We start from the raw sequence: 13,140 nt of genomic DNA on the forward strand, positions 1-13,140 counted from the left end.
TTACGGACAGGGAAAAACCACCACGGCCTGCTGCAGGGCAGGGTGGTGGCGGACAAAGTGGGCGATGGGACTCACTTGGATTGGGCGGCCTTCAGTTCGGCAAGCACGGCGTCGGCATGGCCGGCGACCTTGACCTTGCGCCAGGACTGCACGATGCGGCTGTCGGGGGAAATCAGGAAGGTGCTGCGTTCGATGCCACGGACCTGCTTGCCGTACATGTTCTTCATCCTGATCACGTCGAAGGCGCTGCACAGCGCTTCGTCCGTGTCACTTACCAGCGGGAAGGCGAACCCCTGCTTCGCGCAGAAGTTGTCGTGCGACTTCACCGAATCACGGGACACGCCGAGCACCACCGCGCCTGCCTTGCTGAACGTGGGCAGCAGCGCATTGAAGTCGATGCCTTCGGTGGTGCAGCCCGGGGTGCTGTTCTTCGGGTAGAAATACAGCACCAGCCATTGGCCGGCGTAGTCGCCGAGGGTGGCGTGGGCGCCGCCGGACAGGGCCAGCGGCAGGGAGAGGGTGGTGCTGTCCAGGGTATCGCCGTTGTTCATAGCTTCCTTCTGCCGAGCCTGGGGTGTTTCCACTACAACTGCATGACTGCATGAAAGCGCGTGCCGCCGTGACGAACGCGCGAAAAATCAGAACTTCATCGGATCCATGATCGCGTCCAGGTTCAGGTGGTCGCAGAACTCGAGGAAATCGTCGCGCAGGGCAGCGATGTGCATGTTGGCCGGCACGCCGATGGTGACCTGCGCGCTGAACATCTCCGCACCGGTCTGCATGGCACGGTAGCGCGTGCTCTGCAGGTTCTCGATGGTGATGCCCTGGCGGTCGAAGAAGTCGGCCAGCTGGAACAGGATGCCCGGCTTGTCGGCGGCGATGACCTCGACGATGTACGGCAGCAGGTTGGACTGCGCCTGCTTGGCGGCCGTGCGGTACCAGACCAGCTTCAGGCCTTCCTCGCGCTCCAGCCGGGTCAGCATCGCTTCCAGCTTGGCCACCGAATCCCACGAGCCGGTGGCCAGGGCGGTAACCGAAACATCGCGGCCGACGGTGGCCAGGCGCGCGTCCACCAGATTGCAGCCGCTGTCGGCGATGCGGCGGGTGACGGACAGCAGGGGGGACTCCGGATGCGTCGTATAGGCGTTGATCAGGAGGTGGTTTTCGCTCGGCGCGGGGCGCGGGGTGGTGTCGGTCAAGGCGATTCCGGGTAATGCATGCGTTAGTCTGAATGCCCGCCAGAGGCGGGGATCCACCGGTGTCCAGCATACTTGCCCGTGCTTTCGCGCCGCAAGTAACATTCAGATCGCCCCCGGCCTTTCGTGGCGGGCGTTTTCCCTCCCCAGCCAAGAGCAGCACGTCCTTGTCCCTTTCCGGCCTCATCACCGCGCTGGCGACCCCGTTCCGGGCCGACGGCGCACTCGACCCCGACGGTTGGCAGCGCCTGCTGCACCTGCAACTGGAAGGTGGCGTCCAAGGCGTTGTCGTTGCCGGCTCGACCGGCGAGGCGGCAACCCTGTCCGATGCCGAGTACGACCAGCTGCTGGCCAGAGCGGTCGAACGCATTGCCGGCCGCATTCCGGTCCTGGCCGGCACCGGTCTGTCAGGCACCGCCAAGACCATCGAACAGACCCGTCGTGCCGCCGCACTGGGCGCCACCCACGCGCTGGTGGTCACTCCGCCGTACGTGCGGCCGACCCAGGCCGGGCTGATCGCGCATTACCGCGCGGTGGCCGACCAGGGCGGGCTGCCGGTGGTGCTCTACAACGTGCCCGGCCGTACCGGCTGCGACATGCTGCCGGAGACGGTGGCCGCGCTTGCCGGCCACCCGAACATCGTCGGCATCAAGGAGGCCGTCGGTGACACCGGTCGCGTGCAGGCGCTGCTGGCGCTGCGCGGTCCCGGCTTCGACGTGCTCAGTGGCGATGACGGCACCGCCGCCCGTTCGATCCAGGCCGGCATGGCCGGCCTGATCTCGGTGGGCTCCAACGTGCTGCCCGGCGCCTATCGCCGCATGTGCGCCCTGGCCGCGGCACACGATCATGACGCCGCCGAATCCTGGGACGCGCGCCTGCAGCCGTTCCATGACTTCTGCGGTGTCGAACCCAACCCGATTCCGGTCAAGGCGCTGCTGCGCCGGATCGGCATCGGCAACGACCTGCGCCTGCCGCTGTTGCCGCTTTCGGCAGCACATCAGCCTGCAGCCGACCATCTTGCCGGTGATATCGCCGCCCTCGAAGCCCTTTCCAGCCACTGACCTTCCGTCTTGGTCTGATCCAGGAGATCCACATGCGTCAATCCGTTTCCGCCGTCCGCGTGCTGTCCTTCGCGCTCCTCGCCATCGCCACCGCGGCCGGCACCACCGGCTGCTTCAAGCGCGGCGTCAAGGGCGACTACGCCCTGGCCCCGGAGATGCGTCCGCTGGAAGTGCCGCCGGACCTGAACCTGCCGGCTGGCGCAGGCAACAACCAGGTGCCGACGCTGAGCTCGGCGACCAAGCCGGCGGCCCCGGTCGCGGCCGCTCCGGCGGTCGGCACCACCGGCTTCACCATCGCCGGCGGCAAGGACGATGCCTTCGCCAAGGTCGGTACCGCGCTGGAAGGCGTGGAAGGCGTGACCATCGCCAGCCGCGCGCAGCTGCTGGGCTCCTACGACGTGGCCTATGAGGGCAGCAACTTCCTGGTCCGCGTGGTTGCCGTCGATGCCGGCGCCTACATCTCCGCGGTCGACCCGCGTGGCCTGCCGGCCACCGCCGAGGCGCCGGTGAAGCTGATCGCCGCGCTGAAGGCGAAGCTGGCCCCGTAACCGGCCGCCCATCGGGTGCGGACCCTGTGCCGCACCTGCTCCGGTAGCGCCGGGCCATGCCCGGCGAGTGCGCGGCGCGGTCCAGGGTCGGCCGGGCAATGGCCCATGGTTGCCGGCAATGAAAAAGGGCGCCCAGGGCGCCCTTTTCCGTTGCGGCCGCAGGCGCGCCTCAGCGCTCCAGCAGCTTCAGCTTGTCCGGCTTGCCGTCCCACTCGCCGGCATCGGCCGGCGGATCCTTGCGCACGGTCAGCACCGGCCATTCCTTCGCCAGTTCGGCATTGAGGGCGACAAAGCCCTCCTGGCCGGCCGGAACGTCGTCTTCAGGGAAGATGGCGTTGACCGGGCACTCGGGTTCGCAGAGGGTGCAGTCGATGCACTCATCCGGGTCGATCACCAGGAAGTTCGGGCCTTCGTGGAAGCAATCCACGGGGCACACTTCCACGCAATCGGTGTGTTTGCACTTGATGCAGTTTTCGGTGACGACAAAGGGCATGGGTAGGGGATGGATCGCTTCCTGAACCTGCCAATTCTAGAACAGGTTGGCCCCTGCTGTCGGGCGCCGTCTCCAGGCCCTGCGCGATCAGGCGCCGGCAAGGCGCAGTTGGCGGCGGCGCAGGGCTGTGCGACGCTGGACCTGAAACCGGTCCTGAATGGACCGCACTTCCTTCCACGCAGGATTGTCCATGACCCCAGTGCAACCGGGTGCCGCCGTCGATGGCGGCGAGAACACCGCCCTTATCGTCCTGATCAGCTGCGTGGCGACCCTGGGAGGATTCCTGTTCGGCTTCGACAGCGGCGTCATCAACGGCACGGTTGATGGCCTGCGCCAGGCCTTCGGCTCCAGCGAGGCGGCGCTCGGCTTCGAGGTCGCCTCGATGCTGCTGGGGTGCGCGATCGGCGCCTTCCTGGCGGGCTGGCTGGGCGACCGCCTGGGCCGTCGCGGCGTCCTGATCGTATCCGCGCTGTTGTTCCTGGTCTCGGCGCTGGGTGCCGGCGCTGCCCACGCCTCGTGGCTGTTCATCGCCGCCCGCGTGCTCGGCGGCTTCGCGGTGGGGGCGGCCAGCGTGATGTCGCCGGCCTACATCGCCGAAGTGGCATCGGCACGCTATCGCGGCCGCCTGGCCACGGTGCAGCAGATGGCGATCATCTGTGGCCTGTTTGCGGCCTTCCTGAGCAATTACCTGCTGGCCCGCGCCGCCGGGGCGTCGACCGAGCCGTTGTGGCTGGGCCATGAGGCCTGGCGCTGGATGTTCTGGATGCAGGCGCTGCCGTCGGGGCTGTTCCTGCTGTTGTTGCTGCTGATTCCGGAAAGCCCGCGTTTCCTGGTGCTGAAGGGGCGGCAGGCGCAGGCCAGGGTGGTGCTGGCGCGGTTGTACGGCGGCAGCGCGGCGGTGGCCAAGCAGTCGGAGATCGAGGCCAGTCTTGCCCGTGACCAGCACAAGCCACGTTTCGGCGACCTGCGTGACAGGGCCACCGGCAAGCTGCGTCCGCTCCTGTGGGTGGGCATCGGCCTGGCCATGTTCCAGCAGCTGGTCGGCATCAACGTGGTGTTCTACTACGGCGCGGTGCTGTGGCAGGCGGTGGGCTTCTCGGAGGGCGACGCGCTGCTGATCAACGTGCTGTCCGGAGGGCTGAGCATCGGTGCCTGCCTGCTGACCGTGCTGCTGATCGATCGTATCGGTCGCAAGCCGCTGCTGTGGGTCGGCTCGGTCGGCATGTCGGTGGCGCTGGTGCTGATGGTGGTGGCCTTCGCCAGTGGCAGTCTGGCCGACGGGCGCCTGCAGTTGTCCGACGGCATGGGGCGGCTGGCGCTGATCGCCGCCAACGTCTATGTGGTGTTCTTCAACATGTCCTGGGGCCCGGTGATGTGGGTGATGCTGGGCGAGATGTTCCCCAACCAGATCCGCGGGCCGGCGCTGGCCGTGACCGGGGCGGCGCAGTGGACCTCGAACTTCGCGATCACGGTGACCTTCCCGATGCTGCTGGCCGGCATCGGCCTGGCCGGGGCCTACGGCATCTATACGGTCGCGGCGATCCTCTCGATCTTCTTCGTGGTGCGCTACGTACGCGAGACCAAGGGCAAGGAGCTGGAGCAGATGGAAGGCTGACAAATCTCGGCTTCGGATACGTTCCGCCTGGCGCCTCCGTGTCATCGAGGGCGAAGGCGGGGCAGCCCAATCCGGGACACGCCGTAAACCCTTCCATGGGGACTCGATGGCGCCATCCATGGCGCCAACGGTCCCGGCTTGAGCTGCCCCGCCTTCGCACCAGGCATTGCGGTTCCGGCGGATTTTCCGAAGCGCGCCGTCCGGCGGTTGCCACCGCCTTCGCGGGAAACTGTCAGGAGGGGGCGGGCCACCCTTGCCTGGACCGTTGGCGCCATGGATGGCGCCATCGAGCACCATGGATGGGCTTTTGCGTGTCCAGGCAAGGGTGGCCCGCCCCCTCTCACGCAGGAGCAGGGAGGCGCCAGAGCGACCAACCCGACCGCAGCCACCGGCAAACCCGGAAAACAGAAAAGCCCGCACAAAGGCGGGCTTTTTCGGTTCCTGCTGCGGCGACTGGCGCTCCCTAGGGGACTCGAACCCCTGTTTTAGCCTTGAGAGGGCCACGTCCTAACCACTAGACGAAGGGAGCGTAACGGTGTCGCTGCCGAGGCAGGAGCGCTAGTATATGCACCTCGATGCCATTGGGCAATCCCGAAACTTCAACCGGAAGCGCCAACATCATTTCCCCTGCTACATCACCGTTCAGCCTGCGCGTCATCCCGCGCGACCAGCACACGATCTCCCGCAAGGACATCAGCCCGAACGCCCTGCGCGTGCTTTATCGCCTGCGCGATGCCGGCTTCGGCGCCTACCTTGTCGGCGGCGCGGTGCGTGACCTGCTGGTCAATGGCCAACCCAAGGATTTCGACGTGGCCACCGACGCCACGCCCGAACAGGTCAAGCAGCTGTTCCGCAACTGCCGCCTGATCGGCCGCCGCTTCCGCCTGGCCCATGTGGTGTTCGGCCGCGAGATCATCGAAGTCGCCACCTTCCGTGCCAACAGCGATGACGGCAGCGGCGACCGCGAGATGGAAAACGGCATGCTCGTGCGCGACAACGTGTACGGCACCATCGAAGACGATGCCGTCCGTCGCGACTTCACCTGCAATGCGCTGTACTACGCCATCGAGGATTTCTCGGTGCGCGATTACACCGGCGGCTTCGAAGACGTGCAGGCGCGCCTGATGAAACTCATCGGCGATCCGGTGCAGCGCTACCAGGAAGACCCGGTGCGCATGCTGCGTGCGGTGCGCCTGGCGGCCAAGCTCGGCTTCCAGATCGAAGAGGGCACCGCCGCACCGATCCCGCAGCTGGCCGGCCTGCTCAATGAAGCGGCGCCTGCCCGCCTGTTCGAGGAAGTGCTGAAGCTGTTCCTGTCCGGGCATGGCGTGGCCAGCTTTGAAGGCCTGGAACGCTATGGCCTGCTCGACGTGCTGTTCCCGGAAAGCGCCAAGGCGCTCAGGTCGAACCGCACCGGCGCGCTGCGCCGCATGCTGGTCGAAGGCCTGGCCAATACCGATGCACGCGTGGCCAACGACGAGCCGGTCTCGCCGGCGTTCCTGTTCGCATTGCTGCTGTGGCCGGCGTTCTGCCGTGCGCAGGCCTCGCTGCTGAAGCAGGGGGTTGCACCGGAGGAGGCGCAGCGCCGCGCCGCCGACCGCGTCACCGTGCAGCAGTTGAGCACCATCGCGCTGCCGCGCCGTTTCTCCTTGCCCATGCAGGAAATCTGGCTGCTGCAGTCGCGCTTCGGTTCGCGCCAGCGCAAGCGCGTGTTCCGCACGCTCACCCACCCGCGCTTCCGTGCGGCGTTCGATTTCCTGGCGCTGCGTCAGGTCGCTTCTGCCGAGCACGAAGCCGACGTCGCGTTCTGGCGCGAGGCGCAGGCCCAGTCCGGGCACGAACTGGAATCGTCGCTGGATGCCATGCACCACGAGGACGGGGACGAAGAGGGTGGGGCACCGCGCAAGCGTCGCCGCCGTCGTCGTCGCCCCGGCGGGGCGGCCAGCGCCGCCGAGTAGGTCATGACCCGTGCCTGGATCGGGCTCGGCGCCAATCTTGGCGACGCAGCCAGTACCGTCCGCGCGGCCATCGCCGCGCTGGACGCATTGCCCGCGACACGGCTGCTGCAGGCCTCGCGCCTGTATGCAACGCCGGCCTGGGGCAATGAGGACCAGCCGCCGTTCGTCAACGCAGTGGCGGCGGTGGACACCGCACTGCCTGCGCTCGAACTGCTGCAGGCAATGCTGGCGCTGGAGCAGCGCTTCGGCCGCGTGCGTGACCCGGCGGTGCAGTGGGGGCCGCGCGCGCTCGACCTGGACCTGCTGCTGTTCGGCGAGCAGGTGCTGGATCTGCCGGAGCTGAAGGTGCCGCACCCGTACCTGCACCAGCGCGCGTTCGTGCTGGTGCCATTGGCCGAAATCGCCGCGGATCTGGCCATTCCCGGCCATGGCCGCGTGCGGGATGCAGTGATGCGGGTGGATGCCTGCGGGATCGCGCCGATAGGGTGATAATGCCCGGGTTATCTCCCCCGGTTATCAGCACATGAGCACCCACGCAGACAGCAAGCCCTGGACCGTTCCCGCCCTGGCCGAAGCCAAGCGCAATGGCCAGAAGCTGGTCATGTTGACCGCCTACGACGCTGGCTTTGCCCGCACTTTCGATGCCAACGGCGTCGACCTGATCCTGATCGGCGATTCGCTGGGCATGGTGGTGCAGGGACATGATTCGACCCTGCCGGTGACCGTCGCCGACATGGTCTACCACACCCGTGCCGTGGCCCGCGTGCTGCAGCGCGCGCTGCTGGTGGCCGACCTGCCGTTCGGTGCCGACGCCACCCCGGAGCGTGCGCTGGATGCCTCGCTGCAGCTGCTGCAGGCCGGTGCCGAGATGGTCAAGATCGAAGGTGCCGGCTTCAAGGTCGACATCATCCGTTACCTGGTCGAGCGCGAGATTCCGGTCTGCGCGCACCTGGGCCTGACCCCGCAGTCGGTGCTGCGCCTGGGCGGCTTCAAGATCCAGGGCCGCGGCGATGCGGCGCGCCAGCTGGTGGACGATGCCAGGGCCGTGGCCGCTGCCGGCGCCAGCATCATGGTGCTCGAGTGCGTGCCGACCCCGGTCGCCGCCGAAGTCACCGCCGCAGTGGATGTTCCCACCATCGGTATCGGTGCCGGCCCGCAGTGCGACGGACAGGTGCTGGTGCTGCATGATTTCCTTGGCCTGGACAGCGGCCATCGGCGTCCGAAGTTCGTCAAGGACTTCCTTGCCGAAGGCGGTTCGGTGGCCGGTGCCACCCGTGCCTATGCCGACGCCGTGCGCGACGGCAGCTTCCCCGACGAACAACACGCGTACGCCCAATGATCCAGACCTTCAACGAACTCGGCGCGCTGCGCGGGCAGATCGCCCAATGGAAGCGCGAAGGCCTGCGCGTGGCGCTGGTGCCGACCATGGGCAACCTGCACGGCGGCCACCACGCGCTGGTGACCCTGGCACGGCAGTACGCCGACAGGGTGGTGGCGAGCATCTTCGTCAATCCGACCCAGTTCGGGCCGAACGAGGATTTCAGCCGTTATCCGCGCACGCCCGAGGCCGACGTGGCCGGGCTGGCCCAGGTCGGCTGCGATGCGGTGTGGCTGCCCAGCGTGGAGGCGATGTACCCACTTGGCGTGGACAGGACCACGCGCATGCACGCGCCGGGCGTCAGTGAAGTGCTGGAGGGCGCCAGCCGCCCGGGTCACTTCGATGGCGTGTGCACGGTGGTCGCGCGCCTGTTCCTGCAGGTGCAGCCGGATGTGGCGGTGTTCGGGCGCAAGGATTACCAGCAGCTGGCCGTCATCAAGCAGATGGTGGCCGAGCTGTCGTTCCCGATCCAGATCGTCGGTGCGGAGATCGTGCGCGACGAAGACGGCCTGGCCAAGAGTTCGCGCAACCAGTACCTGAGCGCCGAACAACGCCCGGTCGCGACCAGCATCCACCGTACCCTGCTGGGCATGCGCGAAGGGTACGTGGCCGGGCAGGCACGCGCGCAGATCGAGGCTGACGCCACGGCCGCGCTGCAGGCCGCCGGCTTCCAGGTCGATTACGCGGTGCTGCGCACCCCGGAGCTGGCCGAGCCGACCTTCGATGGCGGTGGCCGCGTGGCGCTGATTGCCGCGCGCCTGGGCACCACCCGGCTGATCGACAACCTGGAATTCTGAGTTCCGGTCGATGCGTGGCGCCGGGCCTGGCCCGGCGCTACCTGAACGGGGTGCCCGGCGTGATGCCCCGCGCCGCGCGGGTGCTAGAATCCGCTCTTTCCTTTGCCGTTGCAGCGCCCCCATGCACCTGTCCCTGCTCAAGACCAAGATCCACCGCGCCACCGTCACCCATTCGGAGCTGAACTACGAAGGCTCGATCGCCATCGATGACAACCTGCTGGCTGCCACCGGCATCCGCGAGTTCGAGCAGGTGCACATCTGGGACGTGACCAACGGTGCGCGCTTCTCGACCTACGCCATCCGCGCCGAAGCCGGCAGCGGCGTTGTCTCGCTCAACGGTGGTGCCGCGCGCCACGTGCAGGTGGGTGACATCATCATCATCGCCGCGTTCGCCAGCATGACCGAGCAGGAAGCCGACAGCTTCAAGCCGAAGCTGGTGTACGTGGATGGCAACAACCAGATCTCCCACACCAACGACACGATCCCGACCCAGGCCGCATGACAACGAACAACGGATTCGACTCGCTGCATTCCCACGCCCAGCGCCTGAAGGGCGCAAGCATTCCCAGCCTGCTCGCCGCCGAACCCGGCCGCGTCCAGGAGCTGGCGCTGCGGGTCGGTCCGTTGTATGTCAATTTCGCCCGGCAGAAGTACGACGCCGCGGCGCTGCAGGCGCTGCTGGCGCTGGCTGCCGAGCGTGATGTCGGCGGTGCCATCGCCCGCCTGTTCCGTGGCGAACAGGTCAACCTGACCGAAGGCCGCGCGGCGCTGCATACCGCGCTGCGTGGCGATGGGGTCGATGCGCCGGTGGCGGCCGAGGCCTATGCCACCGCGCGCGACGTCCGCCAGCGCATGGGCGTGCTGGTACGTACGCTGGAAGAGAGCGGCGTCACCGACGTGGTCAGCGTTGGCATCGGCGGTTCCGATCTCGGTCCGCGCCTGGTCGCCGATGCACTGCGCCCGGTCAGCGGTGCGCGCCTGCGCGTGCATTTCGTGTCGAACGTGGACGGCGCCGCCATGCAGCGCACGCTGGCCACGCTGGATCCGGCGAAGACGGCCGGCATCCTGATCTCCAAGACCTTCGGCACGCAGGAAACCCTGCTCAACGGCCAGATCCTGCACGACTGGCTGGGCGGCAGCGAGCGCCTGTACGCGGTCAGCGCCAATCCGGAGCGTGCCGCCAAGGCCTTCGCCATCGCCGCCGAGCGCGTGCTGCCGATGTGGGACTGGGTCGGTGGCCGCTATTCGCTGTGGTCGGCGGTCGGTTTCCCGATCGCACTGGCGATCGGCTTCGAGCGTTTCGAACAGCTGCTGGAAGGCGCCGCGCAGATGGACGCGCACGCGCTGGACGCGCCGCTGGAGCGCAACCTGCCGGTGCTGCACGGGCTGACCGATATCTGGAACCGCAACCTGCTGGGCTGCGCCACGCACGCGGTGATGACCTACGACCAGCGCCTGGCGCTGCTGCCGGCCTACCTGCAGCAGCTGGTGATGGAAAGCCTGGGCAAGCGCGTGCAGCGCGATGGCCAGCCGGTCAGCACCGACACCGTGCCGGTGTGGTGGGGCGGGGCGGGTACCGACGTGCAGCACAGCTTCTTCCAGGCACTGCACCAGGGCACCAGCATCATTCCGGCCGATTTCATCGGCTGCGTGCACAACGATGATCCATACACGGTCAATCACCAGGCGCTGCTGGCCAACCTGCTGGCGCAGACCGAGGCACTGGCCAACGGCCAGTCCAGCGACGATCCGCACCGTGATTACCCGGGTGGCCGCCCGAGCACGCTGATCCTGCTCGACGCGCTGACGCCGCAGGCACTGGGCGCGCTGATCGCCATGTACGAGCACGCCGTGTACGTGCAGTCGGTGATCTGGAACATCAACGCCTTCGACCAGTTCGGCGTGGAGCTGGGCAAGCAGCTGGCCAGTGGCCTGCTGCCGGCGCTGCAGGGCGAGGACGTGGCGATTGCCGATCCGATGACCCGCGAGATCCTGGCGCAGCTGAAGGGCTGAGCCTCAACAATCCGGTAGCGCCGGGCCATGCCCGGCGAACGCAATGACCGCCTGGTAGCGCCGGGCCATGCCCGGCGAACGCAATGACCGCCGGTAGCGCCGGGCCATGCCCGGCGAACGCAATGACCGCCTGGTAGCGCCGGGCCATGCCCGGCGAACCCGGCGAACCCGGCGAACCCGGCGCCGCATCAACGGCTCGGATCGCGCTCCGGGCTCGGCCGCTTGGCCAGCTTGCGCTGCAGCGAGCGGCGGTGCATGCCCAGCAGGCGCGCGGCCGCCGATACATTGCCGCCGGTCTCGTGCATCGCCTGCTGGATGTGTTCCCACTGCAGGCGGCTGATCGGCGTCATCGCATCGGGCACTTCCATCTCGCCATCGTCGGCCGGGCCATCGTCTTCCTTGCCGAGGGCGCGCAGGATCATCGGCACCGTGGCCGGCTTGGGCAGGTAGTCGTCGGCACCGAGCTTGATCGCCTCCACGGCGGTGGCGATGCTGGCGTAGCCGGTCACCAGCAGGATCCGCATGTCCGCGCGCAGGGCGCGCAGCGGCTGGATCAGGGCCAGGCCGGAATCGCTGCCCAGCTTCAGGTCGATCAGTGCGAACGCCGGCGGATGCTGGCGGGCCAGCGCCAGCGCGCTGGCGGCATCCTGTGCGGTCTGTGTCTCAAGCCCCTTGCGGGCCAGGCTGCGTTGCAGGGTGCGCAGGTACAGCTCGTCGTCGTCGACCAGCAGGCCCAGGGTGGAGTGGTGAAGGCTCATGGGGTGTCCTCGCGTGGGGCCAGCGGCAGGCGGAAGCCGACGCGACTGCCGGCCCCCTGGGCCGGGCGCATCCACATCTCGCCGTCGAGGCGTTCGATGGTGGCATGGGACAGGGCCAGGCCGACGCCCATGCCCTCGCTCTTGCTGCTGCCGAACAGCTTGCCCGGCAGTACCGCCGCACGGGCGTCGAAGCCATGGCCGTAGTCGCGGACCTCGCCGATCAGGTCGTCGCCTTCGATGCGCAGTTCCAGGTCCACGCGCGGCCGGCCGGCCTGTTCGCCGGCATCGGCGGCATTGTTGAGCAGGACCATCAGCAGATGGCCTACGCCCGGGTCCAGCGGCAAGCGCAGGGGGGCATCGTCGTTGCGATGCAGATCGATGGTCGGCCGCACCAGGCGCCACTGCTCCAGCACCTGCTGGGCGCTGGAGTGGCTGCGCCCCGGGGCATCGGCCGAGGCCGGTGCGGCCAGCGCCAGCACGCGTTCACGGCACTGCACCAGCAGTTCGCGCAGGGTGTCCATGTCCTCGCGCACTTCCGGCTCCTCGCTGCGCTCGGCGACATCGTCGGCCAGCAGGGTCATGGTCGCCAGCGGTGTGTTCAGTTCATGCGCGACCGAGGCGGCGTGGGTGGCCAGGGCGACGATGCCCTCGTTGCGGGCGAAGCGTTCGCGCAGCGCCGACAGCTCCAGTTCGCGCTGGCGCAGGGCCAGCGCCAGGTGCGTCGAGAATGCCAGCACCACCGTTGCGGAAATCAGGAAGTTGGCCACCACGCCCCAGCGGTTGAGGTCGTGCGCGCGGAAGTAGCCATCCGGCAGCGGTTGGCCGAACAGGCCGCTGGCGGCGTAGCCGAGCAGGCAGGCCAGCGCCACCGCCAGCGCCCAGCGCAGGGGCAGGGCGAATGCGGCCAGGGCGATCAGGATCAGGAACAGCGAACTGAACGGGTTGGCCATGCCACCGCTCCAGCCGACCATCCAGGTCAGGATGATCACGTCGACCAGGATGTGGCCGAACGCGGTCAGCGGCGCGGTATCGGCCGCTTCCGGGCGCAGCTGGGTGTACACGTTGAACAGTGCCAGCACGGCCACGCCGGCCCACAACGGCAGCTGCGGCAGCGGCAGGCCCAGCACCCAGGTGGCCACCAGGATGGTGGCGGCCTGTCCGCCCACGGCAAGCCAGCGCAGGCTGCACAGGGTTCGGAGGAACGGGGCGTCGGGACCGGTCATTCACGCCCATCGTATGCGTTCACGGGCGCGCGTGCCTGCGACAATAGGCCGCAGCCGTGCCGCCGGCTGAATGCGAGTCACCCGGAATGCGGGGGCGGGC

At 68.2% G+C, this 13,140-nt stretch carries 14 protein-coding genes and 1 tRNA gene; 9 read left to right on the plus strand and 6 right to left on the minus strand.

All coding sequences use genetic code 11. The annotated features are described in order from the left end of the window. Positions 1-71: 71 nt before the first annotated feature. Both Q5Z10_RS08765 and Q5Z10_RS08770 read right to left on the minus strand, forming a co-directional pair. The gene (locus Q5Z10_RS08765; protein ID WP_303638706.1) at positions 72-551 is read right to left on the minus strand and encodes a peroxiredoxin; all 480 of its coding nucleotides are present in this window, start codon (positions 549-551) and stop codon (positions 72-74) included. An 87-nt stretch (positions 552-638) separates the two neighbouring features. After that, positions 639-1,199: a glycine cleavage system transcriptional repressor gene (locus Q5Z10_RS08770; RefSeq protein ID WP_005409051.1), complete on the minus strand. Its 561-nt coding sequence runs from the start codon at positions 1,197-1,199 to the stop codon at positions 639-641. Between the two features lie 164 nt (positions 1,200-1,363). Here Q5Z10_RS08770 and dapA point away from each other — a divergent pair, with 164 nt between their 5' ends. Further along, a complete protein-coding gene (gene dapA, locus Q5Z10_RS08775) occupies positions 1,364-2,257 on the plus strand; it encodes a 4-hydroxy-tetrahydrodipicolinate synthase (RefSeq protein WP_303638707.1) in 894 nt (297 codons plus the stop codon). A 32-nt stretch (positions 2,258-2,289) separates the two neighbouring features. Then, the gene (locus Q5Z10_RS08780) at positions 2,290-2,805 is read left to right on the plus strand and encodes a hypothetical protein (RefSeq protein WP_303638708.1); all 516 of its coding nucleotides are present in this window, start codon (positions 2,290-2,292) and stop codon (positions 2,803-2,805) included. A gap of 169 nt (positions 2,806-2,974) precedes the next feature. On the opposite strand, the gene fdxA is transcribed toward Q5Z10_RS08780, so the two are convergent. Continuing rightward, positions 2,975-3,298, minus strand: coding sequence for a ferredoxin FdxA (gene fdxA / locus Q5Z10_RS08785; RefSeq protein ID WP_005409054.1), 324 nt, complete (start codon positions 3,296-3,298; stop codon positions 2,975-2,977). 190 nt (positions 3,299-3,488) lie between these two features. On the opposite strand from fdxA, the gene Q5Z10_RS08790 reads away from it, so the two are divergent. Next, positions 3,489-4,913: a sugar porter family MFS transporter gene (locus tag Q5Z10_RS08790; protein WP_303638709.1), complete on the plus strand. Its 1,425-nt coding sequence runs from the start codon at positions 3,489-3,491 to the stop codon at positions 4,911-4,913. Positions 4,914-5,367: 454 nt separating this feature from the next. Here Q5Z10_RS08790 and Q5Z10_RS08795 read toward each other — a convergent pair. Further along, a tRNA-Glu gene (locus tag Q5Z10_RS08795) sits at positions 5,368-5,442 on the minus strand. Positions 5,443-5,494: 52 nt separating this feature from the next. Between Q5Z10_RS08795 and pcnB the strand changes: the two genes are divergently transcribed. The 6 genes from pcnB (at position 5,495) to pgi (ending at position 11,059) form a co-directional block, all read left to right on the plus strand. Further along, complete coding sequence (gene pcnB, locus Q5Z10_RS08800) at positions 5,495-6,871, plus strand: polynucleotide adenylyltransferase PcnB (RefSeq protein ID WP_442758957.1); 1,377 nt, start codon at positions 5,495-5,497, stop codon at positions 6,869-6,871. Between the two features lie 3 nt (positions 6,872-6,874). Beyond that, positions 6,875-7,360 carry a 2-amino-4-hydroxy-6-hydroxymethyldihydropteridine diphosphokinase gene (gene folK / locus Q5Z10_RS08805; protein ID WP_303638711.1) on the plus strand — a complete coding sequence of 162 codons (486 nt, stop codon included), beginning with the start codon at positions 6,875-6,877 and terminating at the stop codon, positions 7,358-7,360. A 34-nt stretch (positions 7,361-7,394) separates the two neighbouring features. Further along, positions 7,395-8,210: a 3-methyl-2-oxobutanoate hydroxymethyltransferase gene (panB, locus tag Q5Z10_RS08810; RefSeq protein ID WP_008264688.1), complete on the plus strand. Its 816-nt coding sequence runs from the start codon at positions 7,395-7,397 to the stop codon at positions 8,208-8,210. Beyond that, on the plus strand, positions 8,207-9,046 hold the full coding sequence (gene panC, locus Q5Z10_RS08815) for a pantoate--beta-alanine ligase (protein ID WP_303638712.1): 840 nt from the start codon (positions 8,207-8,209) through the stop codon (positions 9,044-9,046). The genes panB and panC overlap by 4 nt, the downstream gene beginning before the upstream one ends. 121 nt (positions 9,047-9,167) lie before the next feature. Further along, entirely contained in the window at positions 9,168-9,548 is a 381-nt protein-coding gene (gene panD / locus Q5Z10_RS08820) for an aspartate 1-decarboxylase (protein ID WP_004153087.1), read from the plus strand. Further along, positions 9,545-11,059 (plus strand): glucose-6-phosphate isomerase, encoded by a 1,515-nt coding sequence (pgi, locus tag Q5Z10_RS08825; RefSeq protein WP_303638713.1) that lies wholly within the window; start codon positions 9,545-9,547, stop codon positions 11,057-11,059. The genes panD and pgi overlap by 4 nt, the downstream gene beginning before the upstream one ends. A 188-nt stretch (positions 11,060-11,247) precedes the next feature. Here pgi and Q5Z10_RS08830 read toward each other — a convergent pair whose 3' ends face one another. Both Q5Z10_RS08830 and Q5Z10_RS08835 read right to left on the minus strand, forming a co-directional pair. Further along, positions 11,248-11,817 (minus strand): response regulator transcription factor, encoded by a 570-nt coding sequence (locus Q5Z10_RS08830; protein ID WP_303638714.1) that lies wholly within the window; start codon positions 11,815-11,817, stop codon positions 11,248-11,250. Continuing rightward, positions 11,814-13,040: an ATP-binding protein gene (locus Q5Z10_RS08835; protein ID WP_303638715.1), complete on the minus strand. Its 1,227-nt coding sequence runs from the start codon at positions 13,038-13,040 to the stop codon at positions 11,814-11,816. Before Q5Z10_RS08835 ends, Q5Z10_RS08830 begins: the two co-directional genes overlap by 4 nt. Positions 13,041-13,140 lie beyond the last annotated feature (100 nt).

The sequence above is a fragment of the Stenotrophomonas sp. 704A1 genome, from assembly GCF_030549525.1.
In the GTDB taxonomy this organism is placed as follows: Bacteria; Pseudomonadota; Gammaproteobacteria; order Xanthomonadales; family Xanthomonadaceae; genus Stenotrophomonas; species Stenotrophomonas tuberculopleuritidis.

Bases quoted from the DNA above. Each gene is read 5' to 3' on its own strand.
- Q5Z10_RS08765 (WP_303638706.1), bottom strand. From the start codon at position 551: ATGAACAACGGCGATACCCTGGACAGCACCACCCTCTCCCTGCCGCTG.
- Q5Z10_RS08780 (WP_303638708.1), top strand. From the start codon at position 2,290: ATGCGTCAATCCGTTTCCGCCGTCCGCGTGCTGTCCTTCGCGCTCCTC.
- fdxA (WP_005409054.1), bottom strand. From the start codon at position 3,298: ATGCCCTTTGTCGTCACCGAAAACTGCATCAAGTGCAAACACACCGAT.
- Q5Z10_RS08790 (WP_303638709.1), top strand. From the start codon at position 3,489: ATGACCCCAGTGCAACCGGGTGCCGCCGTCGATGGCGGCGAGAACACC.
- folK (WP_303638711.1), top strand. From the start codon at position 6,875: ATGACCCGTGCCTGGATCGGGCTCGGCGCCAATCTTGGCGACGCAGCC.
- panB (WP_008264688.1), top strand. From the start codon at position 7,395: ATGAGCACCCACGCAGACAGCAAGCCCTGGACCGTTCCCGCCCTGGCC.
- panC (WP_303638712.1), top strand. From the start codon at position 8,207: ATGATCCAGACCTTCAACGAACTCGGCGCGCTGCGCGGGCAGATCGCC.
- panD (WP_004153087.1), top strand. From the start codon at position 9,168: ATGCACCTGTCCCTGCTCAAGACCAAGATCCACCGCGCCACCGTCACC.
- pgi (WP_303638713.1), top strand. From the start codon at position 9,545: ATGACAACGAACAACGGATTCGACTCGCTGCATTCCCACGCCCAGCGC.
- Q5Z10_RS08830 (WP_303638714.1), bottom strand. From the start codon at position 11,817: ATGAGCCTTCACCACTCCACCCTGGGCCTGCTGGTCGACGACGACGAG.
- Q5Z10_RS08835 (WP_303638715.1), bottom strand. From the start codon at position 13,040: ATGACCGGTCCCGACGCCCCGTTCCTCCGAACCCTGTGCAGCCTGCGC.